This is a genomic window from Streptomyces sp. NPDC051104 (assembly GCF_040682835.1).
GTDB lineage: Bacteria > Actinomycetota > Actinomycetes > Streptomycetales > Streptomycetaceae > Streptomyces > Streptomyces cynarae.
The window spans coordinates 119,975-139,714 of sequence record NZ_JBFBBS010000015.1 but is presented as its reverse complement, the minus strand read 5'-3'; the positions used below and the strand labels follow the sequence as shown (position 1 = coordinate 139,714).

The following is a 19,740-nucleotide window of genomic DNA, read 5'->3' as shown; positions in this document are numbered from 1 at the left end:
GCGCGCCACGTCCCTACCCCTCCCATGCCTGAATTCCGAAAAGGAGCCGCAGCATGCGCGCCCACCTGGCCCGCGTCGACGCGGTACTCATCCAGGCGGTCATCGCCGCCGCGTTGTCCTTCGCCCACCTGCACGACATCGCCTCCGCGGCCGGACAGGACGGGTGGAAAGCGTGGGCGTACCCGATCAGCGTCGACCTGCTGCTCGTCGCCGCCTGGCGTCGGCTCCGCTCCGGCGACGCGAAGACGGCCGGGTGGTGTTGCTTCGTCATCGCCCTGACCGCATCCCTCGGCGCGAACGTCGCCACCGCCGGACTGCTCGACATGCACCAGGTGCCGGCCTGGCTGCGCATCCTCGTCGCGGGCTGGCCCGCGGTCGCCTTCCTCGGCGGCACCCTCCTCGCCCACACCACACCCAAGCAGGCAGACAGCGACGCTGCGGTCATCGAGGACCAGGAGCACGCCCCCGATCCCTCACCCGAGCCGAGTGACCAACCCGCCATCGAGGCAGCACCGGAACGCCCCACGCAACCCGCCGTCCCCGTCCCGGCCGCCCTCGTCGAACACGCCCGCAAGGTCGCGGCCGACCACCACACCCGCACCGGAACCCCCATCGACACCCCGACTCTGCGTGCCCGCCTCGGTGTCCCGGTCCCCATGGCCGAAGCCATCGCCGCCCAACTCACCCCCACAGGGAGCTGATCCGTGCCCTTCTTCAGTTTCAACACCGCCGCCGACTACCTCGACGCGGCCCGCGAAATGGCCGCAAGCGGCAGGACGGCACTCGCCCGGCTGCTCGCCGAAGCCGCCGCCGAACTCACCCCGGACCCCGCCGAAGCCGCCCGCATCCTGGGCGACTTTCCCGCCTCGACCCTGCGACAGGAGGACTGAACTCCCATGGCCGCAAACCGCCGCTTCCGCGACGTCACCCGCATCGGCCCCGTGCAGGTCGGCACCGCCTACGACAACCGGGGCCGCGAGAAGCACACCGCCGCCTGCACCGCCCCGCGCTGCGGCTTCTCCGCCGACTACGACAGCCGCGCCGCCGCCGAACTGGCCGCCCGCACCCACCGCTGCCCCGTCCGCTGAAAGGACCCCGCACCCCGTGAGCGTCAGCCTGCCCCTCGTCCTCGTCCTCGGCCTCTTCGCCTGGGGAGCGGTCAAGTTCCTCGGCGTCCGGACCTGGATCGTCGTCCTGATCGCCCTCTTCGGCTTCTGGCTCTCCCACACCTTCCTCGCCCCCGCCATCGAGTCCGGTACGCGCTCCGGAGTGGACGTCATAAACCGCTGACATGCCTAGACGAGTAGATAAGGAGATCGGCTCGTGTTCCTGCCCAAGTACCCCGACAACCCGACCCCGCCACCCGCGCACACCCACACCCCGGCCGATCCGGCACCCGTCCGCCGCTCGCTCCCGGCGCTTTCCGTCGACCACAAGGCGGTCATAGCCCTGCTCGTCGGCGGGGTCGTCCTCACCGCGCTCCTGGCCGCCGTCGCCGTCACGGCCGTCTCCGTGGCCGTCGCCGGCATGGTCCTGCGCTCCATGCTCCGCGACCACCACCGCTGAGCCCTCGCCCGGCACCCGGGGCGGCACGACACGACCAAGCATCCGCCGCCCCGGGGCCCATCACTCCTGACCGAGCCAGCCAGAAGGAGAACCGCCATCTTCACCCGCACCACCCCGCCACCACTCCCGGAACTCGTGAACCTGGCCTCGGGCGGAACCCTGCCCGGTATCCTCCGCCAACTCTCCGGACTCGGCGGCTGCACCCACCCCATCCGCCTCGACGGCCACCGCACCGAATACGACCTCGACACCGCAACCGGCGAGATCGGCCGTATCCTGCACCACCTCGACTCCTCCAGCCTCCCCGCCGGCCAACTCCTCGTCCGCTGCAACAACCGCCGCACCACCCGCTGCCCGGCCTGCGCCGAGGTCTACCGCCGCGACACCTTCCACCTGATCACCTCAGGCCTGCGCGGCGGCAAGGGCCTCCCCGAACAGGTCGCCGCCCACCCGCGCGTCTTCGCCACCTTCACCGCCCCCAGCTTCGGCCCGGTCCACAACCGCCCCTCAAGCGGCCGTCCCTGCCGCTGCGGCGTCCACCACGACCAGGACGACGACACCCTTGGCACCCCGCTCGACCCGGACACCTACGACTACGAAGCCGCCGTGCTCTGGAACGCTCACGCCGGTCAGCTCTGGCGCCGCTTCTCCACCTACCTGCGCCGAGAGGTCGCCAAGCGAGCGGGCCTGTCCCAGCGCCGGTTCCGCGAACACGCCCGGGTCTCGTTCGCCAAGGTCGCGGAGTACCAGAAGCGGGGCGCCGTGCACTTTCACGCGGTCATCCGCATCGACGGTCCGACCGGTGGCGACACCCCGCCGCCTGCCTGGGCTACCGCCGAGCTGCTCACCGATGCCATCGGCGCCGCCGTCGGCAAGGTCCGCGTCGACGGCCCGGTCATCGATGGCCGTGCCCACACCTTCGCCTTCGGCCGCCAACTCGACGTGCGCACCATCCGATCCGCGGACTTCAACGGCGGCCAGGAGCTGACCGAACGGGCTGTGGCCGCCTATATCGCCAAGTACGCCACCAAGGGCGCCGAAACCGCCACGGGAGCGCTCGACCGCCCGCTGAAGTTCCTCGCCGAGCTGGCCCAGCTCGACATCAGCGAGCACGCCCGCCGACTGGTCCGGACCGCCTGGACGCTCGGCGCACGCAAGGAGCTGGAAGACCTCCGCCTGCGTGCCTGGGCCCACATGCTCGGCTTCCGCGGCCACTTCTCCACCAAGTCCCGCCGCTACTCCACGACCCTTGGCGCCCTCCGCGACGCCCGCGCGGAATGGCGCCGGGCCCAAGCGGCTGCTGCGACCGAGACCGAATCGGACTCGACCCTCGTGCTCGCGCACTGGGTCTTCGCCGGAACCGGCCTCTCCGACGCCGAAGCCTGGCTCGCCTCAACCCTCGAACCCGCCCCCGGAACGGAAGGAGAACCCACCCATGGCTGACCGCTACCTCACCGTGGCGGAGGTGGCCGAACTCCTCGGCACCACGGAACGCTTCCCCCGCCGCCTCATCGCCGAGCGCCGCATCACGTTCGTCAAGGTCGGCCGGCACGTTCGCATCCCGGAGCGCTCGCTGAGCGCCTTCATCGACGCCAACACGGTGCAGCCGATCGGTCACCGCCATGGTTCGCTGCGGAGGGTTGCCTGATGGCCAACAGGCAGGGGAGGCGCAGAAGCTTCGGGTCGGTCCGGCAGCTTCCGTCCGGTCGTTGGCAGGTGCGGTACCGCGATCCCGAAACGGGCCAGTTGCGCCCGGCCGAGAAGACGTACCCGACCAAGACCGACGCCCAAGCGGCCCTCACCCAGTCGGAGCCGGAAGCGTGGCCGACGTGACGACGGCCCGGGTCCGTAGCTGGCGCGGCAAGCTCCTGGCGGCGGGCATCGGAGAACCGACCGTGGTCAAGGCGTACCAACTCCTTCGGGCCTTGATGAACACGGCCGTGGACGACGAGCTGATCCGGCGCAACCCTTGCCGGATCAAGGGTGCGGACCGCTACGACGTGCCCGAGCGGCCGGTACTCACGGTGCCGGAGGTGTTCGCCGTCGCCGACGCGATCGGGCCGCGTTACCGGCTGCTTGTCCTCCTGGCAGCCTTCACGACGCTGCGCTTCGGTGAGCTGGCCGCCCTGCGGCGCAGGGACATCGACCTGGAGGCGCTGACCGTGACCGTTCGGCGTGCGCAGGCCGAATTGCAGAACGGCCGGCTCTTCGACAAGGCGCCGAAGTCCGCGGCCGGGGTGCGCGCGGTCTCCTTCCCGGCCGAGCTGCTCGACGAGGTCACGCGCCACCTGGAGCAGTACGCCGCTCCTGGCCGTGACGGCCACGTCTTCGTCGGGCCGCAGGGCGGACAACTACGCCGGAGCAACTTCCGGGACGACTGGGTCATGTCCCGGAAGGCGGCGGGTATCACGGCTGAGCTGCACTTCCACGACCTTCGCCATACGGGCAATACGCTGGCCTCGACGGCCGGGGCCAGCACGCGCGAGCTGATGACCCGCATGGGCCACAGCAGCTCGCGGGCCGCGCTGATCTATCAGCACATGACCAGCGACCGTGACCGGGCCATCGCCGATCGGCTCGGTGCCATGATCCGGGGTGGTGGGGGAGAGGCCTCCGACCCGTCCGAGACGGACGCTGCGGGGCCGTAGTGGCACGCGTGTGGCACGACCCCTGAAACGCAGAAGGGCCAGCCTGGGAGGAAACCCCTCCTGAGCTGGCCCTTTGCTCTGTGCCCCCGGCAGGATTCGAACCTGCGACACCCGCTTTAGGAGAGCGGTGCTCTATCCCCTGAGCTACGAAGGCGGGGCTTGTGCGAAACCTTGCACGGAACTCGATGGACGAGTCATGGCCAGGTCTCTTGATCAAGCCCTGAGCGACCTGGGCAGGTTGCCGTGGTGAAGAGGTGGGCTGAGCCCACGACGCACGCCACAGCGCCCGCCGGGGCGCTCGATCCACAGGGTACCGGATCAGGGCTCGGGCGGGCGCTGGTGTTGGGGAGCTGGGCAGAGAGGTGGTCAGGCGGTGTGGCTCAGCAGGGCTGCTCCTCCCTGGTGGAGGGCACGGCTGGTCGCGTTCTGGGCGAGGACGAAGCCAAGGGTCAGGAGCTGCTGGGCTTCGACTCCGTAGGAGATGAGCCGCCCGTTCCACAAGGAGGCGTCGAGCTGTGCGTGGCCGGACTCCGCGTCGCTTCTATAGGGATAAACGAGCTGATGGGTGCGGGTGAACTCCGGGATCTGTTGCAGATGCTCGGCACGGTGAAAGCCGCGTTCCTCGTCGCTCTCGCCGGGTGGGCGCTCGCCCTTTCGGCTTGTCGTCCCGACGGCGACTCTGTGCTCGTGGACACCGCGCCGACAGGGAATGGTCAGGACGTGGTACCAGCGGAACGTTCGGAGTCCGCGTCGTTCCAGTCGCTTGATCGGTACCGGAACGAGTTCCGCGGTTCCGTCCGCGTAGTGAACCTTTTCCACGATGCGTCCGCCGGCCGCCCACAATTCGTGGATGCAGCGACCAGGGCGCAGTGATTCATAAAATTGCGGTTCGTTCCCTTTGTGTTGTTTGTTGATAATGAGGCCGCCGAACCGGGCTATCGCGTCCCGATGTACTCCGCGGATGGCGCCGTCGTAGAGCACACCCATACAGCCGGGGGCTGCGGACATGATGTCTATGACGCCCCTGACCGCTACGGCTGCCTCTCCGCCGGGGTGAAGGTGGGGCACGTAGCGCGAGTCCAGGAAGACCCGAGATAGGTAGTTCTCGTCTTTTCTAGCGGAGAAGAACACGTATTTCGGCCCGTACACCTCCGTGCCGCCGCCTTCGGTCTGCGCGACGGAGGCGGGGTCTACGCGGTGGTAACGGATTTCTCCGGTGGTCATATCCACGCTCTGGCTGGCCCGGGCCAGAGTCGGGGATTTCAGGACCGTGCCGTCGGCGGCTATCAGTTGGTGCCGCTGAGGGCTGCTCCACGACCGGGTCTCGTCCTCGGGGAAGATCCCCTGTTCAAGCGCCTGTGCGAGAGCCAGGCTTCGATACATGTCCCACAGGTCGTGCGAGTGCTCGCGTAGCCGTTGCTGGGCATGGAGCCACTGGGACCGAGTCGGCCCTGTCTCCGGAAGGAGGGCAGCCGCAGTGCGGCCCAGTTCTGCGCGCACCCCGGCCCTGAGAATCGTCCACACCTCTGGGTCTTCGAGATGTGCGGCGGTGCGGCGAGCGGAGGCCAGCACACTGCGGGCCGCGAGGAAGAACAGGAAGGCGACATCGGGATAGCGACGGGGCCTACCGACCCTCCCGGGCGGCGGGAGCGCCTCGGCCAACTCGTAGAGGTCTGGGTTGTGCGCACAGTCGACGAGACGCTCGTGAAGAGTACGGCGGTCCTTGTCGCTGAAGGCCCGCTTGCGTGGTTCGCGCTGGGCTGGCGGGAGGGCGTCACCGAAGATGTCCTCAGGCACTGGCGGCCCGTCCTTCAGCCGCGCGGTGTGCCCAGTCGTAGCCGACCAAATCGGCGGCTCGGTCCAGGGACCGTAGCCCGAGTCCGCGAGCGACGCTCTCGATCTTTCCGGTCTCGTCGAAGATCCGCACTGCGGCGTACGCGGTCAGAGAGGCCGGCTTCACCCTTGGATCAGCACCCAGGCCGATGCGGCGGATGAGGTCGGACAGCGCGACACAGGCCCGGGCCTGCAGCTGTTCGTCTGGTGCGGGGGCTGAGGAGACCGCGAGACGGGCGTTGGGCGCTGCTTCGGGGGTGCGCTGCTGCCGGGTGACGAAGGCGGCCCTGGCCTGGAGCACGCGCCGTGCCCATGGGTCGAGGGGGCACCAGCGTGGGTCAGTGCGGGTTGAACCGTGCATCCAGACGGCCACAGCGTCCTGGTCGAGGTCACGGACGCGGGCGTGGCCGATCTCGCCGGTGTGACCGCCCGAGAGGGCCAATGCTGCTGCTGCGGCATGCCGGCTGGGCCTGCTGACGTACTCAGCGGCGTGACGCAGGGCGATGGCCTCATCCTCGTCCAAGGGGCGGATCACGGTCTTGGTGCGTTCCGGCAGGCGGATATCCCGGGTAGGGTCAGCGTCGCTGAGGCCCAGCTCGCGAAGGGTCCGGTAGAAGGAGCGCAGGACGGCGCGGCGCTGGTGCAGCGTCGCGGTGGCCGATTCGCCGATCCGTCCGTGCCTGGTGCGCCCCTGGGCGAAGACGAAGTCTTCGGCGAAGTCGGGGGTAACGTCATCGACGAGGACGATTCCGCGGGCACGTGCGTAGTGTTCGTAGCGTTTCAATAGTTGCCCGAAGGAACGGCTGGTCTGGGGAGACATCTGTCCCTGAGCGGTCATGGCGGTCCAAAGGCTGACGGTCTGCTCGACGGCGTGCGCCAGCGTCACGTCCGCGGAGACGGTTGCGGGCATGCTGGGGCCGTCGGGCAGCGTTCGGTGGTGTCTGGGCGTACGCGAAAGCGGCATGGCGGCAACCTCCTAAGCTGGTGCAAGTTCACACCAGCCTTGGGAAGGTGGTCCGGAATGCGCAAACGCTCGCGCGCAAAAAGGTGACGACGGTGGACGCAGGTGCCGGGCTCGGCAGTGGGATGTCAGGCCCGTTGGCGGGAGAGCACGTCGTAGATCGTCGCTAGCGACCTCATGACCGCGCCGTAGTCCTCGGCGCTCAGGTGCAGAAGCTGATCCATGCTCAACGGGAGCACTAGTCCAAGCTGCGGGGAGGACGTATCGGGGGCAGGAGTCTGCGGTTCGTCGTCTTCCTCCTTGCCGTGAGTCGCTTTTTCGGCGCCGGCGCCGGCGCCGGTGCTGGCCGCCTGGGACAGGCGCAGGTGCCCGTCGTCGTCACGCTCGACGTATCGCGCCAGCTCAAGCCAGTCGACCAGGTGCACCCATGGCGTCAGCTGGGAAGTCCGGTAGGGCCTCATAGCCTTGGCGATCTCGTCGGCGCTGAGCGCGACGCCCGGGTGAACGGAGTCGATCAGTAGCTGGTACACCCAGGAGTCGCGCCAGACCTCACCGAAGACGGTTCTGGCTGCCTCGCGGTTGGCGGTCCACAACTGCCCGACGCGCACCCCGGAGACTGTGGGCGTCCAGCCGGCGGGGCCCGAGGTCAGCAGGCCGGTATCGGTCAGGAAGCGCAAAGCGGGGGTGACGTCGCGTCGGTCCAATCCGGTCTCCCGGACGAAGTCACGGATCTTGACTGCCGAGCGGCCGGTCGCGCATGTGGTGACCGCAGCGGCCAGGAGGTCCATCTGCCGGTCGGCCTGGATGTCGACGGGCGGCATGCGGTAGGAAACGGGTCTTGCGCTCGAAGCTGTTCTTGCACCACGGTCGCGTGGCGCGCTCCGGCTAGAGGAGTGTCCGGACGGTCCGGACGAGGAAGCGCTCATTCTGTGGGTCCTTGTTCCGTTGGTCGCCGTGAAGATCGGCGATTGTTTCGGAAAGGGCTCACGTCCGTCCGACCGAATGGCCTAGGCTGGCCGTCGGTGTGTGAACCCTTGTCTGGAGGCATGCGCCAACGGCCGCCGTGGGCTCGCAACTTGCGGCGGCCGATCTGTGTTCTGTGTACCTTTACGGGTTCTGGGTGGCCTCCGATCCCGCCACGGTGAGTGAGTATCTGGATTTGCCGTCACGCCGGAGCGTCCGCTGCTTGACGAGTTTGCTGAGGCGGGCCCGGACGCTGGAGGCGGAACTCTTCACGCCCAGCGCATCGACCCTCTGTGCGATCTCCAAAGGGGTCAAGCCACTGTTTGCCCGCAGCACGCGGAGGATGGCTTCCTCGATCGACAGCGCGTGGGTGCCGTTCGGCCCGTTGGCGGTATCGGCTTCTCTGTCGCCGGCAGTCGCACCTGGCGTCTCCCCGGTGTAGACCTGCAGGGCGCGCAGCGCTGCCATGCTGTCCGCGAGTCGCTTCTCAAGGTCCGCGAGTCGAGCTGCCGCTTCGTCACGCTCACGTCGAGCCGTTTCGACGCCCTTCCTCAACTCATCCGCTTGAGAAGTGAGTTGGGTGAGGAAGTGATGCGTGGAGGCATCGATGTCGGTCACTGCCACCTCGCCCTTCCTTTCGCGCCAGCCATGGTGTCCATGATCTGCGGCGACAGCATAGACAACAACAACTCACCCTGTCTGCAAGTCTGTTGGATGCGCCCTCACTCACAGATGCGCTGCGGGTCGCCTGCTTTGGGTGCACCCGCACTGACCAGCGGAGATGGACGCAAGCGCACCTGAAGTGCGCGTTGTGCTGCGGAGGGGACGCGCTCGGGGTGCGTCAGAGGAGCGCTCTCGGCGATGCGGTCATGGAGTATTTGGTGTGGGTCACGAGCGTGCGGAGTGAGGCGAGGTGGGTTGGCCGAAGGCAGGACGGTCCTTGGTGGGCCGACACTATTCGCCACCTCAACGTACGAGGATCTGGCGCATTTGGACTTGGGCGGAGGTGTCGGTGCACGAGACTAGTCCGGCTGGGCTGTAGACCGTCCTGAGGGGATTCTGAGCATGGCGTTTGTGCAGCATCTGTCGGTACGGGTGCCCTGGCACGACAGCGGGTGGGGTGGCACGGTGTGCGAGAACCCGCTGGGTAACAGCTCCTGCATCCTGCTCAAGAAGGTCGGCGAGGACCGGGACGACATACTCGAAGCAGCGCATGCCGGCGAGCGGTTCGAGGTACTGGGCGCGGAGCCAGCCTGCCTTGCCGAGCGCGGCGGTTTCCTCAGCCCACGTGGGCACGTCTTGACGCGGAGGCATCCATACGGCCATACGGACGCCCTCAGAGCGGTGTCTGACACGCTGGTGGACGTACCTCCGTTCTCCGCGCACGGCATTCCGTTCTACTGGCTCAATCGGGAGAACGCGGTCGAGGTAGCGGAGGAACAGCGCATCCTCGGCTTCTCCGAGGGAGCGGAGGACTTCGCCGTTGGCGAGCTCGGTTTCCGGCCGAACTGGCTGCTACACGGGGACAACCAGCGCGCGGTCATCGAGGCCTTCTTCGAAAATGTGCGCTCCGAGCAGTCCTTGGTGTTCTTTTATCTGAAGCACTCACCCTTCGAGGCCCAGCCGCGGCGGATGCTGGTGGGTGCTGCATGTGTCGACTCACTGACGCTGCCAGGGCAGTGGAACGGGTCGGACAGAACCGCCTTTCCCAACCACATGTGGGAGACGATCATCCGGCACACTCTCAGACCTGACGGTGCCGGGGGGATCCTGCTGCCAGTTCAGGAGCTCGAGAGGCTCGCCGCACAAGGCCGGGATGTGAGCGTCGCGCTAGCCGTGGCTCCCGAGAGAAACAGGGAGTTCTCCTACGCCACCGAGCATGTGTCGCCCGATGTGGCGGTAGCCGCCCTACTGGAACTGAAACGTGCTGCCCAGGCCGCCAGTGAGCTGGGCTGCTCGGTGGCGGAGCGTTCACGGCAGTGGCTGGACCGGCAGTTAGGCATGGCATGGCGGCGCCGTGGACCGGCACCCGGGCTGCCGGCGGTGCTCGGACGCCTCGGCTTCGAACATCCCGTCTTCACCGCCCGTGTCCTCGCATCCGTGGTGTCAGAAGGAGAACACCCCTGGCCAGTGCTGCAACAGGCGCTCGAAGGCGCAGGCGGGCCAGAGGAGTTCCGTCGGCTGGTGTCAGGCACCAGCCGAGGCATCTGGCAGCAGGTGGACGAGGAGCGCCGACAGGCCCTGCGGCTGCTGAGCCGGTTCGACCTGACCAGGGACCAGCTCGATCGGGTGCTGGACCGGAAGACCGGCATCGAGCTCACCGACGATGAGTTGCTGGACAACCCCTATGACTTGGTGAACTGCACGGTGGACGACGGTGAGCCCATCCTCTTCGAAACCGTCGACCGGGGCTGCTTTCCCGACCAGGGGCTCGCCGAACGCTATCCGCTGCCGGTGACCGTGCCCCTGGACGGCCCCTTGGACCGGAGACGGGTCGAGGCCGCCCTCGTCACTGTGCTGCGGCACGCCGAGGATGAGGGCCATACGCTGCTTACCGTCGACGACGCCCTCTCCAGGATCGCCGAGCTCAACGTCGTACGGCCGCTGGATGTCACCGTGTCGGTGATGCAGGGGACCGAACTGGACCCCGGCTCGCTGGACGACGACCACGAGGTGAACTGGCCTCAGCTGACCAGGACCGAACTCGCCGGCGGAGCTTTCGGATACAAGCTGCGGTCGGCGGTTCGACGCCGGGAATGGATCCGTGCTGTCGTACGCAGACTGCGCGGCGCCCCGCGGCACACGGCGCCGGACGATCTGAACGCCACGCTCGACGCTGTGCTCGGGTCACCCCAGGGAACGGCCGAGGACCTGCAGGCCGAGCAGCGGGCCCGCTTGGAGAAGGCCGCAGCGCTGCACGAGCTCTATCAGTCGCGGCTCACTGTCCTCAACGGCCCTGCGGGCACCGGTAAGACCACTCTGGTCAGGGCGCTGGCCCGACGACCCGAGATCACAGCGGACGGCTTGCTGCTGCTCGCGCCGACCGGCAAGGCGCGGGTTCAGCTGGAGCAGAAGGCCGAGCACGAGGCTTATACGCTCGCCCAGTTCCTGAGCCGATCGCAGCGTTACGACGGACAGAACGCGCGCTATCTGCTCACCGGCGCCCCCGGGACCAGGCAGCGGTACGGGACGGTCGTCGTCGACGAGGCCTCCATGCTCACCGAGGACATGTTCGCGGCGCTGCTGGACGCGCTGATTCTGCCTCAGCGACTCATCCTGGTCGGAGACCCACGCCAGTTGCCGCCCATCGGTTCGGGCCGCCCCTTCGTCGATCTGGAGCGCAGGGCGAGAGGGGAGCACGATCCCGCGCAATGGCCACGTGTCGCGCCCGGCTGGGCCGAGCTCACGATCCTGCGTCGGCAGCGCGGGAGGGAGGGTACCCGGGAGGACCTGCTGCTCGCCCGGTGGTTCAGCGGCGACGAGCTTATGGAAGGAGCCGACGAGGTCTGGGCGCAGCTTCGGCGGGGGGACGCCCTACAGCATCTGCGGGCCGTCGCCTGGAACGGCCGGTCGGCGGCGCAAGTGCTCGACGACGTGTTGGAGGAGGAATTCAAGGTCAGCGGAGACGACAACGGACTGAGCTTCGCGAAGTCGTACGGGGCGACGGAGAAACCCGTCGGACCCCGGGTCTACCCGGACTTCCGCTCCGCCCCGGGGGAATGCGAGAAGTGGCAGGTGCTCTCTCCGGTTCGGGGCCGTGCGCACGGCACTGTCGAGCTCAACCGGCACCTCAAACGTCGCCACCGTGGTCAGGCTCTCCAGCAGGCCCTGCACTACCGTGCGAAAGTGCCCAAGCCGCTCGGCGCGGAGCAGATCATTCTGGGGGACAAGGTCGTCAACACCCGCAACATGCGGGCCAGGGGCGAGGTGCCCGGAGTCTGGAAGCCGGAGCCGGGGTATGTGGCGAACGGCGAGATCGGCGTCGTCACAGGGAAAACGAAGTCGGGCGGGATGAAGTTCAGGCCCGCGGCTCATGTCGAGTTCTCCTCACAGCTCGGCAGGTGGTTTCCGTACCGGGACGGTCGTGGCGACGAGGACCCGCCGTTGGAGCTGGCCTGGGCGCTCACCGTGCACAAGAGCCAGGGCAGTGAGTTCGGCACTGTGATCCTGATGCTGCCGGCGGCGGTGCAGGGCCTGTCCCGCGAACTGCTCTACACCGCCCTCACCCGGCAGACCGAGCGGGTGGTCCTCTGCCACGAGGGCCCACTGGAGGATCTGCTGCTTCTGACTCGGGCGACTGGTTCCGACACCGCTCGTCGACTCACCGACCTGATGGTGCCCCCGTCTCCGCGGCAGATCGCCGGTCACGCAGGGGCCCCGTCGGTCCGGGTGGACTCCCGGCTGCTGCACATCAGCGCCAGCGGCGTACCGGTCCGCAGCAAGAACGAGGTCATCATCGCGGACATCCTCGACGACATCGCCCCCGGTGCATGGGTCTACGAGCAACCCCTGTACAGCAGGGACGGCAGCGACCCCATGCCCCGCCGTCCCGACTTCACCATCAGCACCTACAGCGGTCGTACGGTCTACTGGGAACACCTCGGCATGCTCCATGACCCGCGCTACGCCTCTTCCTGGCAGAAAAAACAGAAGTGGTACGCGGAACAGGGCATCCTCCCCGCTGACGAGGGCGGCGGGCCGAACGGCACGCTGATGTGGACGAGCGACGAGAACGGCGTCGACGTGCCGGCATGGCGAGACAAGGCGCTGCGCGTCATCGGCCGCGACGAGATCTACCAGCCACCGCGCACGGCGAAGAAGAAGGCAACGGCGCGTCGGTCTCCGAGGCGAGAGGGGAGTAGGACGGATTCTGACTGACGTCTCTGGGGCGCAGGTTCGAGGCTTGAGCAGGGGCCGAGGTCAACGCGTGGTCGTAGGACAGCCGCGCCCTCAGCAGGACGGACTCAGACCTGATCGTCTTTGCCCGGCCGAATACCCCTGCGGGCGATGCAATCCCGGATGCCGCGCTCGCGCCGTCATCGCTGGACGGGATCGGCGCGCAGTTCCTCGACCAGCTCGCCGACCTCTGCCCGCCAGGCGCGCACCTGGTCGCGAGAGGGCCCGATCTCGTACTGGTGGTAGTGACACCCCAGGCACAGGTGCGACCAGACGGCCTTCGTACGGCGGGCGATCTCCGCACCGGTGCAGCAGCGGAGGCAGAGCAGCTTGGCCCGCCCGGAGAGGCGGCCGAGTCCGGGCAGGGCCGCGTTCAGCCGACGGTCAACGGCGATCTCCAGGGCAGTGCGCAGCGCCAAGGAGGCACCGCGGTGGCGGCTGGCGGACGTGGTGCGGATGTGCTGCCCGGTGAGCAGCCGGTCGGTGGTCAGCAGCAGTTCGTCGATCGAGGTGGCATGGGCGCGCATCAGACGGTCTCCTCGGGCTTGCGTACCTTCTCGGCGATGGACTTGATCTCGTCCACGAAGCGGTGCGGGTCGGTGATCTGCGCTCCGGCGGGGTGGGCACCGTCCTGGCACTGCCTGACGAGGTCCGTGGCGTGCCGCCCGTGCCGGGCGCGCAGTTCCGGGTATACGTCGGCGGCCCGTGCGGCATCGCCGAACAGGGCCAGGGCCGCCAACTTCGCGAACCGGTCGGCGTCGGTCACGATGGCCTGCAGAAGTTCCCCCTGCCCTCCGCCGCGGTGGTGCCGGACCCAGGCGGCTTCCAGGAAGGCGTTCTCCAGAGCGATGCGGCACAGGCTGGGCAGGACGTGCGTCCGCGCCGCTGCGGGAAGGTCGGGGGTGCTTGCGAGAGCCCGCGCATCGTCGAGTGCCTGACGTACCGGGTCCGTCACCGGCCGGACCCGCACCCGGGACGCCTCGCCCCGCTCGACCTCGAACACCGTCACCGGAAGCTCCTGGCTGGTGAACGCTCGCTGGAGCCGGGTGTCGTGGGTGAACACGACGACCTGACGGTGCTGCCCGAGTTCGTGCAGGACCTGAGCCAGGCCGTTCACCTTGGCGGGGTCCATGGACTGCACCGGGTCGTCGATGACGACGAAACCGAAGGGGCTGTCGGCGGTGGTGGCCCGGGGCAGGAACAGGGACAGCGCGAGGGCCTGCTGCTCGCCCTGGCTCATGACGCTGAGCGCCGACGCCTCCTTGCCGTCAATGGAGACGTCCATGACGAGCTTGCGGACGTTGGCCCTCTCGCTGCCCTTCAGCGTTACGGCCTTGAGGTCGACGTTGCTTTCCTGACGAAGCCGCTCCCAGACGCGCTGGGACTGGTCGGCGAAGTCCTCCATGCGCTGTTCGCGCAGTTCCCCGGCCAGCGTCTTGACCCAATTCTGAGCCTTTGTGAGGTCGCGGCGCCGCTGCCGGTTCGCCTCCACGCCGCGAGCCTTCTCCGCCCAGCCCGCCAGGCGGATGACCAGCGCACGCCAGCGTTCGTCTCGCTTCTCCAGCTCCCTGAAGGCCCTCGTCCGCACCGCGTCGCAGGCGTCGGCCAGTACCGTCGCGGCCTGCGCGGCACGCTGGGCGAGGTCGGTCGGATCGCTGATGGTCCGGCAGGCCGTCCAGGCCTTCCACGGGTCCCTCAACGGCTCAGGGATCCGCGAGGGCGTGTGGACGAGGTCCTGAACGGCGAACACCGCGGACCGCAGTGCGTCGCGCGCGGTTCGGGCGGCTGCGGCCTCCTCCCGCAGAGCGGCGATCTGGACGGTAGCGTCGGCGGCCCAGGCGGCGTCCAGCACCTCGCCGGTGCCGCACACGGGGCAGGAGCCCGTGTCCGGGTGCCGGTCGTGGTGGGCCAGCGCGCGCTCCAGAAGGTCCGCGCGCCGCAGGGCGTCATCGGCGCCCGTGCCGCGCAGGTCCTCCATATCGGCAAGGGCCGTACGCAGCCGGTCCACGGCCGCACCGACCTGCGCCGTGTCGGGACCCTGTACGGCGGCCTCCGCACGCAGTCCGGCGAGCAGCCCCTCGTCACTCTCGGCGGGCAGCCCAGTGATCAGGGAGTCGAGGGCCTCGAAGTCCGGGGCTCCCGCAGTGTCCACGGCGAGCAGTGCCTGGACCGCGCGGTCGTCGTCCTCCAGCTGGTACAGCGCCTCTTTGAGACCCGGCAGCGCGTCCTCGACCGCCTTCTTCGCGTCGCTGAGCACCTTGGCCTCCCGGCCGATGGAGAGGTAGGCGTCGCTCAGCTGCTCCAGGCCGAGGATCGTGGCGATCGCGTCGTACATCTCGGAGGGCTTGCCGCTGATCATGCGGTCGAGGTCGACGTACGACAGGAAGGGCCGGTAGTCCGTCAGCGCCTGCTTCCAGCCGACGTCGTCAAGGGGAGTACGGCTGTGTCCGGGCCGCCTCAACTCGGCCTGCGAGACGGCGAATTCGTCGTTCGTCCAGGTCCGGGTCAGGGTGCTGCGGCCGCCGTCACCGCCGATGGCAACCTTCACCTCGATCTCGGGTCTGCCCTCGCTGTCGTGGAGGTTGCGCCAGTTGCCGCCGCGCACCGCGTTCCTGCCCTCCCAGCGCGGGTTCGTCCCGGTGAAGGCGGTCTCGATCGCCTCGGCGATGCTGGACTTGCCGGAGCCGTTGCGGCCGACGACGAGATTCACGCCCGGCCGGGGGCTGAGCTTGAGCCAGGCGCGCGGGCCGATGCCGCGGAACCGGGTGACGGCGACCGATTCGAGATAGATACGGCTGACGGAGGACGTCTCCCGTGTGGTTCCGTCGCCCAGGGCCTCTTTGAGGAGCACCTTCACGGGCTCGGGGAGCGGCGCGTCCGCGAGGCGCGTCTGCACGAGTTCGGCGACGGTAGCGGGGCGGTCCGTCGGATGCGGCTGTTCCGTTTGGGACATGGCGTGGCTCCTGTGGTCTGTCGCGGAATGCGGGGCGATGGGGGACTGGGGGCTGTGTCGGTGCGGGAAGAGGGCCCCGGCCTGCGTGCGTTGCCGGGCGGCTGGGTCAGGCCCGGCTGCGGCGGTAGTCGCCGAGGGCGCCGGTGGCCCACAGAGGGAGGAGGCGCGGGATCTCATCGACGGGGGCCTTGCCGCCCACGGCGCGCAGGCCGAGCTTGGCCAGGGAGTCGGCGGCTTCGTTCAGCGGGTTTCCGACGTGGGCCTTCTCGTGGACGAACGTCAGGCTCGGGGTGTACTCGACGAGCATCTGGAGACGCGTGAGCGTGGGCGTACGGCCCTGGGACCGCAGGTGGGTGTCGTAGCCCTTCGGCATGCGGGTGCCGCCTTCCCGCCAGGCCCGCAGGTGACCGAGGGCGTCGAGGCTGTCGACGCGGACCTCGACCGGGCGGCCGGGGTGGGCGGCGAGCACGGGCTGCAGGCCCCAGTACACGGCCCGGAGTTCAGTCACCACGATGCGGGTGTGGGGGCGGGCGAGGTGCACCGGGTAGAGGTGGGCTCGAAGTCCCGCGTGACCAGTGGTGGAGAGGAAACCGATGCCGACGTGATCCTTGCCCACGGACGCGTCGGTCGCGAGGACGATCGGCCCGGGCACGGCCTTCACCGTGTCGCTGAACTGCACCCCGCGTCGCACGCGGGTGTCGGGGCGGGGTGCGCGGGCGAGCGGGGAACGGCGGCTCACGGAATCCTCCTGGACTGGCGCCGGACGGCGAGCGCTGGACGGGGGTGGTGGCAGCGGATGACGGGCGGGTGCGCCGGCAGACGGTCGAGAGCGTCGTGGGAGTGGAAGGGGGACGGCCCGCGTCGGCCTGTCAGCCGACCTTCTTCCAGGTCTCGCAGCCGGACGTCTGGAAGTACTCGCCCTTGCGTACGGTCACGCGCGTCTGGCCCTGTGCGTTGCCGTTGGCGATGATGGCGTCGAACTCGCCGGACGCGTCCTTGAGGCGGGCCCAGTAGCAGTTGGGGATGGCGCTGTCCGCCGGGCCGGCCGTCTTGTACGTGCCGGCCTTCATGTCCTCGCCGACGAGGTACGTGCCGTCTCCCGCCACGGAGGCCGCCGGGCCGGGCTCCTTGGCCGGCTTCGGTGTCACCGTGACCTTTTCGGTGACCGTCGCCGCCGGTTCCGGTTCCGGCGCCGGCGCGTCGGCGGTCTTGGTGACGGTGACGGCCGGAGCGGGGCGCGCGGAATCCGTGGTGGACCCGGACCCGCCTCCGCCGCCCATCGCGGCGCCGATGACCAGGGCGACGAACGCCGTCGCACCGTGCGTCAGCCATGCTCTGCGGCGCGACGGCTTGCCGGTCGGGGGCAGTGGGGGCAGGGGCGGTATGGCGCCCCAGCCAGCCGCCTGAACAGGGCCGTTGGAGCCGTAGGGCTGGGCGGTGGGGGGCGTCGAGGGTGCGTCGGACATGGCGGGACCTCCGGGGCGTCGTGTCTGGTCCAGTGAGTGAGCGGCCGTCCGCTCCTGAGCGGCGTGGCCGACAGGGATCAAGGTGCCGTAATCCGTCGTGTTTTTCTTTGGAGAACCTGATAACCCCGGTTATCAGTGACATGGACCGTTAGAAACCCGTGGAGGGGTAGGGTGCTGCTACTTGCCCAGGCGCTGACGCGTTCCGCCCAGAGTCACAGGGGCCAGGGCCATGAACACCGGTACACAGGAGACGGGGGGTGACGACCGGTGAGTACCGCGCTGGATGCGGTGTCCCATATCCTGCCCGACCTGCCGGCCTGGCGTATCACTTATGCGGAGATCGCAGCCCTCGCCCGCGTCCAACGGCCCGTACCCACCACCTGGAGCCGACGGCACCCCGACTTCCCCGCACCCGCCGCTCACGAGGACGGACGCCCCTTGTTCGATGCGCGGGAGGTCGTCGACTGGTTGGCTGACACGGGGCGCGGCAACGCCGACCGCCGTCGGCTGCGCGCGGAACTGGCGTTGCACACGCTCGCCGCCTGGCGCACCCCCGCGTTGCCCGCTTCCGTACTCGTTGGGGCGCTGACAGCCCTGATCTGCCTGCGCCAGCAGCTGGACGCCGCCGTCTCCGGTCGCCGCTGGGACGACCTCCTGGACCGTGCCGCCGCGCTCGACACTGAGGACGCCTTCCTGCTGGCTGAACTGCGGGCCGTACCCGACCCCGACCGCACCGGCGCCGCGCTGGCAGTCCTCGCCGACGAGCTGGCCGAGGCCGCCTACACCCCCGCCGAGGCCTTCGACTGGGTCTTGGAGGCCCGCCGCCGCCTCGGCTCCACCGACCTGGCCGCCGACGCACCCGCCTCACCGCTGGTCCGCGCTCTCGCGGCCCTCACCGGAGTGGCGGCCTTGGATGAGGGCGCGGTACTCGCCACGCCGTACGCCGGCGCGGGCGACCTGCTCGCCGCCCTTCACGCCGCCGCCCCGGAGGGCTCCGGACACACCTACCTCGCCGCCGACCCGGACCCGGCCCGGGTCCGTCTGGTGCGACGCCGGATGCTCGTACGGGAGGTGTACGAGTTCCACCTCGACGTCACTGAGGGCGAGGACCTGTCCGTGGAGTCCGTCGAGAACTGGGGGTACCCGGACCTGCTGGCCTGCGTCCTGCCTTACCAGGCGGGCGAGATTCGGAACGCGCGGGCCGTGCTGGAGCGGGTGCAGACCCTCTCCGACTACCTGGCCACCGGTTCCACGGCCGTCGTCCTCGGCCCGGCCGATGTCCTCGTGCGGTCACTTCCCCAGCACGGGGATGCCGACCGCCTGCGCCGGTCCTTCCTCCACGACGGCCTGCTCAAGGCCGCGATCAGCCTGCCCGACGGGGCGCTCCCGTACCGCCCCGGCTACCGCACGGCGGTGTGGCTGCTCTCCCGTACGTCGGACTCGGAGCGCACGGGTCTTGTGTTCCTCGCCGACTACTCGGCGAAGCCCCTGACAGAACCCGTGCTGGACACGCTCACCGAGGACATCGCCATCTGGCGTGCCGCCGGCTGGCGCGGGGACCGCCGACACGAGCCGCGCAACGCGGTGATCGTCCCGGCCAAGGTGCTCGACGACCGGCCCGGTATCGCGTTCACGCCGCAGCATCGGACAGCCGAGGCCCGCTACACCCGTGACGTCATGGAACGCCCGGCTCTGATCGGCGACCTGGAGCAGCGCCTGGCGGACCTGAACGAGCGGGCCCGAGCGCAGGCCGACCTGCGCGCGGCGTTGCGGGTCCAGGCCGTACTGCGGCCCGAGGACAAGCCCGTCCGGCGTACGACGGTCCGCAGGCTCCTCAAGGAACGTCGACTGCGCCGACGCCCCGGCCACCGCATCGCCGAGGAGCACCTCACGCCCGAGGGCCACTACCGCGTGATCACGCCGGAGGAGATACTCGGCGAGGTGCGGGCGGGCAGCCGCCGTATGGACCGTGGCGTTCTTCTCACAGCTTACGGGCATGCCCAGTTTACGGAGCCGGGGGACGTGGTGGTCACGGCCAACCCACGGTTCGGCGTGTACGTCGACGAGGAAGGGCTGTCCGTCGTCGCGGCGCCGGCTCGCGTGCTGCGCGTACACCCCGATGCTGATCCGCCGGTACGGCCGCGTGCGCTGGCCGCGCTGCTGCGGGCGGCGGCCTCCGAGCACGCGCGCACCAGTGGTGCGGTGCGGGCTTCCCGGGCAGTCGAAGACTTACTGATCCCCGACCTAGCGGGGGAGGAGGCGGAGCGCTTCGACGCCGTGCTCGCCGAGGTCGCCCGGCGGGCGGCGCTGCTGCGGGAGCAGTGCGACGCGCTCGACGACCTCGCCCGCGTCGCCGCCGACGGATTCGCCGATGGCACGTTGACGATGCAGACGCTTCCTGAACTTCCTGATCTTTCTGACCTGACTGACTCATCCGGCACCGACGACTAAAGG

At 69.2% G+C, this 19,740-nt stretch carries 18 protein-coding genes and 1 tRNA gene; 10 read left to right on the top strand and 9 right to left on the bottom strand.

From position 1 onward, the window contains the following. Window positions 1–53: 53 nt before the first annotated feature. The 8 genes from AB0N14_RS22040 to AB0N14_RS22005 all read left to right on the top strand — a co-directional run bounded on the left by AB0N14_RS22040 (window position 54) and on the right by AB0N14_RS22005 (window position 4,214). Window positions 54–701 carry a DUF2637 domain-containing protein gene (locus AB0N14_RS22040; RefSeq protein WP_366027397.1) on the top strand — a complete coding sequence of 216 codons (648 nt, stop codon included), beginning with the start codon at window positions 54–56 and terminating at the stop codon, window positions 699–701. A gap of 3 nt (window positions 702–704) precedes the next feature. Continuing rightward, entirely contained in the window at window positions 705–890 is a 186-nt protein-coding gene (locus AB0N14_RS22035) for a hypothetical protein (RefSeq protein WP_366027396.1), read from the top strand. 6 nt (window positions 891–896) lie between these two features. Beyond that, complete coding sequence (locus AB0N14_RS22030; RefSeq protein ID WP_366027395.1) at window positions 897–1,088, top strand: mobile element transfer protein; 192 nt, start codon at window positions 897–899, stop codon at window positions 1,086–1,088. Window positions 1,089–1,104: 16 nt separating this feature from the next. After that, a complete protein-coding gene (locus tag AB0N14_RS22025) occupies window positions 1,105–1,290 on the top strand; it encodes a hypothetical protein (RefSeq protein ID WP_366027394.1) in 186 nt (61 codons plus the stop codon). Window positions 1,291–1,323: 33 nt separating this feature from the next. Then, on the top strand, window positions 1,324–1,566 hold the full coding sequence (locus tag AB0N14_RS22020) for a SpdD protein (protein ID WP_366027393.1): 243 nt from the start codon (window positions 1,324–1,326) through the stop codon (window positions 1,564–1,566). Window positions 1,567–1,707: 141 nt separating this feature from the next. Beyond that, the gene (locus tag AB0N14_RS22015; protein ID WP_366027417.1) at window positions 1,708–3,009 is read left to right on the top strand and encodes a replication initiator; all 1,302 of its coding nucleotides are present in this window, start codon (window positions 1,708–1,710) and stop codon (window positions 3,007–3,009) included. Continuing rightward, window positions 3,002–3,214: an excisionase family DNA-binding protein gene (locus AB0N14_RS22010; protein WP_366027391.1), complete on the top strand. Its 213-nt coding sequence runs from the start codon at window positions 3,002–3,004 to the stop codon at window positions 3,212–3,214. Before AB0N14_RS22015 ends, AB0N14_RS22010 begins: the two co-directional genes overlap by 8 nt. 172 nt (window positions 3,215–3,386) lie before the next feature. Continuing rightward, window positions 3,387–4,214: a site-specific integrase gene (locus tag AB0N14_RS22005; RefSeq protein ID WP_366027389.1), complete on the top strand. Its 828-nt coding sequence runs from the start codon at window positions 3,387–3,389 to the stop codon at window positions 4,212–4,214. Between the two features lie 81 nt (window positions 4,215–4,295). Here the strand turns inward: AB0N14_RS22005 and AB0N14_RS22000 are convergent. The 5 genes from AB0N14_RS22000 to AB0N14_RS21980 form a co-directional block, all read right to left on the bottom strand. Continuing rightward, window positions 4,296–4,368 (bottom strand) — tRNA-Arg (locus AB0N14_RS22000). A gap of 212 nt (window positions 4,369–4,580) precedes the next feature. Then, window positions 4,581–6,011 carry a hypothetical protein gene (locus AB0N14_RS21995; RefSeq protein WP_366027388.1) on the bottom strand — a complete coding sequence of 477 codons (1,431 nt, stop codon included), beginning with the start codon at window positions 6,009–6,011 and terminating at the stop codon, window positions 4,581–4,583. Further along, window positions 6,004–6,933 (bottom strand): site-specific integrase, encoded by a 930-nt coding sequence (locus tag AB0N14_RS21990; RefSeq protein WP_366027387.1) that lies wholly within the window; start codon window positions 6,931–6,933, stop codon window positions 6,004–6,006. The genes AB0N14_RS21995 and AB0N14_RS21990 overlap by 8 nt, the downstream gene beginning before the upstream one ends. Window positions 6,934–7,136: 203 nt before the next feature. After that, window positions 7,137–7,829 carry a hypothetical protein gene (locus tag AB0N14_RS21985; protein WP_366027386.1) on the bottom strand — a complete coding sequence of 231 codons (693 nt, stop codon included), beginning with the start codon at window positions 7,827–7,829 and terminating at the stop codon, window positions 7,137–7,139. A gap of 286 nt (window positions 7,830–8,115) precedes the next feature. Then, on the bottom strand, window positions 8,116–8,595 hold the full coding sequence (locus AB0N14_RS21980) for a hypothetical protein (protein WP_366027385.1): 480 nt from the start codon (window positions 8,593–8,595) through the stop codon (window positions 8,116–8,118). A 441-nt stretch (window positions 8,596–9,036) separates the two neighbouring features. Between AB0N14_RS21980 and AB0N14_RS21975 the strand changes: the two genes are divergently transcribed. After that, window positions 9,037–12,849, top strand: coding sequence for an AAA family ATPase (locus AB0N14_RS21975; protein WP_366027384.1), 3,813 nt, complete (start codon window positions 9,037–9,039; stop codon window positions 12,847–12,849). 158 nt (window positions 12,850–13,007) lie between these two features. On the opposite strand, the gene AB0N14_RS21970 is transcribed toward AB0N14_RS21975, so the two are convergent. The 4 genes from AB0N14_RS21970 to AB0N14_RS21955 form a co-directional block, all read right to left on the bottom strand. Then, the gene (locus tag AB0N14_RS21970; protein WP_135566969.1) at window positions 13,008–13,394 is read right to left on the bottom strand and encodes a hypothetical protein; all 387 of its coding nucleotides are present in this window, start codon (window positions 13,392–13,394) and stop codon (window positions 13,008–13,010) included. Continuing rightward, window positions 13,394–15,820, bottom strand: a complete 2,427-nt coding sequence (locus tag AB0N14_RS21965; protein ID WP_366027383.1) for an AAA family ATPase — start codon at window positions 15,818–15,820, stop codon at window positions 13,394–13,396. Before AB0N14_RS21965 ends, AB0N14_RS21970 begins: the two co-directional genes overlap by 1 nt. 106 nt (window positions 15,821–15,926) lie before the next feature. Next, complete coding sequence (locus AB0N14_RS21960) at window positions 15,927–16,559, bottom strand: hypothetical protein (RefSeq protein WP_366027382.1); 633 nt, start codon at window positions 16,557–16,559, stop codon at window positions 15,927–15,929. A gap of 130 nt (window positions 16,560–16,689) precedes the next feature. Then, a complete protein-coding gene (locus tag AB0N14_RS21955; RefSeq protein ID WP_366027381.1) occupies window positions 16,690–17,286 on the bottom strand; it encodes a hypothetical protein in 597 nt (198 codons plus the stop codon). Between the two features lie 267 nt (window positions 17,287–17,553). On the opposite strand from AB0N14_RS21955, the gene AB0N14_RS21950 reads away from it, so the two are divergent. Beyond that, complete coding sequence (locus AB0N14_RS21950) at window positions 17,554–19,737, top strand: hypothetical protein (protein ID WP_366027380.1); 2,184 nt, start codon at window positions 17,554–17,556, stop codon at window positions 19,735–19,737. Window positions 19,738–19,740 lie beyond the last annotated feature (3 nt).

What these genes read in the sequence shown, in the direction of transcription:
- AB0N14_RS22040 (WP_366027397.1), top strand. Translation starts at nt 54, where the DNA reads ATGCGCGCCCACCTGGCCCGCGTCGACGCGGTACTCATCCAGGCGGTC.
- AB0N14_RS22030 (WP_366027395.1), top strand. Translation starts at nt 897, where the DNA reads ATGGCCGCAAACCGCCGCTTCCGCGACGTCACCCGCATCGGCCCCGTG.
- AB0N14_RS22010 (WP_366027391.1), top strand. Translation starts at nt 3,002, where the DNA reads ATGGCTGACCGCTACCTCACCGTGGCGGAGGTGGCCGAACTCCTCGGC.
- AB0N14_RS21985 (WP_366027386.1), bottom strand. Translation starts at nt 7,829, where the DNA reads ATGCCGCCCGTCGACATCCAGGCCGACCGGCAGATGGACCTCCTGGCC.
- AB0N14_RS21975 (WP_366027384.1), top strand. Translation starts at nt 9,037, where the DNA reads ATGGCGTTTGTGCAGCATCTGTCGGTACGGGTGCCCTGGCACGACAGC.
- AB0N14_RS21970 (WP_135566969.1), bottom strand. Translation starts at nt 13,394, where the DNA reads ATGCGCGCCCATGCCACCTCGATCGACGAACTGCTGCTGACCACCGAC.
- AB0N14_RS21965 (WP_366027383.1), bottom strand. Translation starts at nt 15,820, where the DNA reads ATGTCCCAAACGGAACAGCCGCATCCGACGGACCGCCCCGCTACCGTC.
- AB0N14_RS21955 (WP_366027381.1), bottom strand. Translation starts at nt 17,286, where the DNA reads ATGTCCGACGCACCCTCGACGCCCCCCACCGCCCAGCCCTACGGCTCC.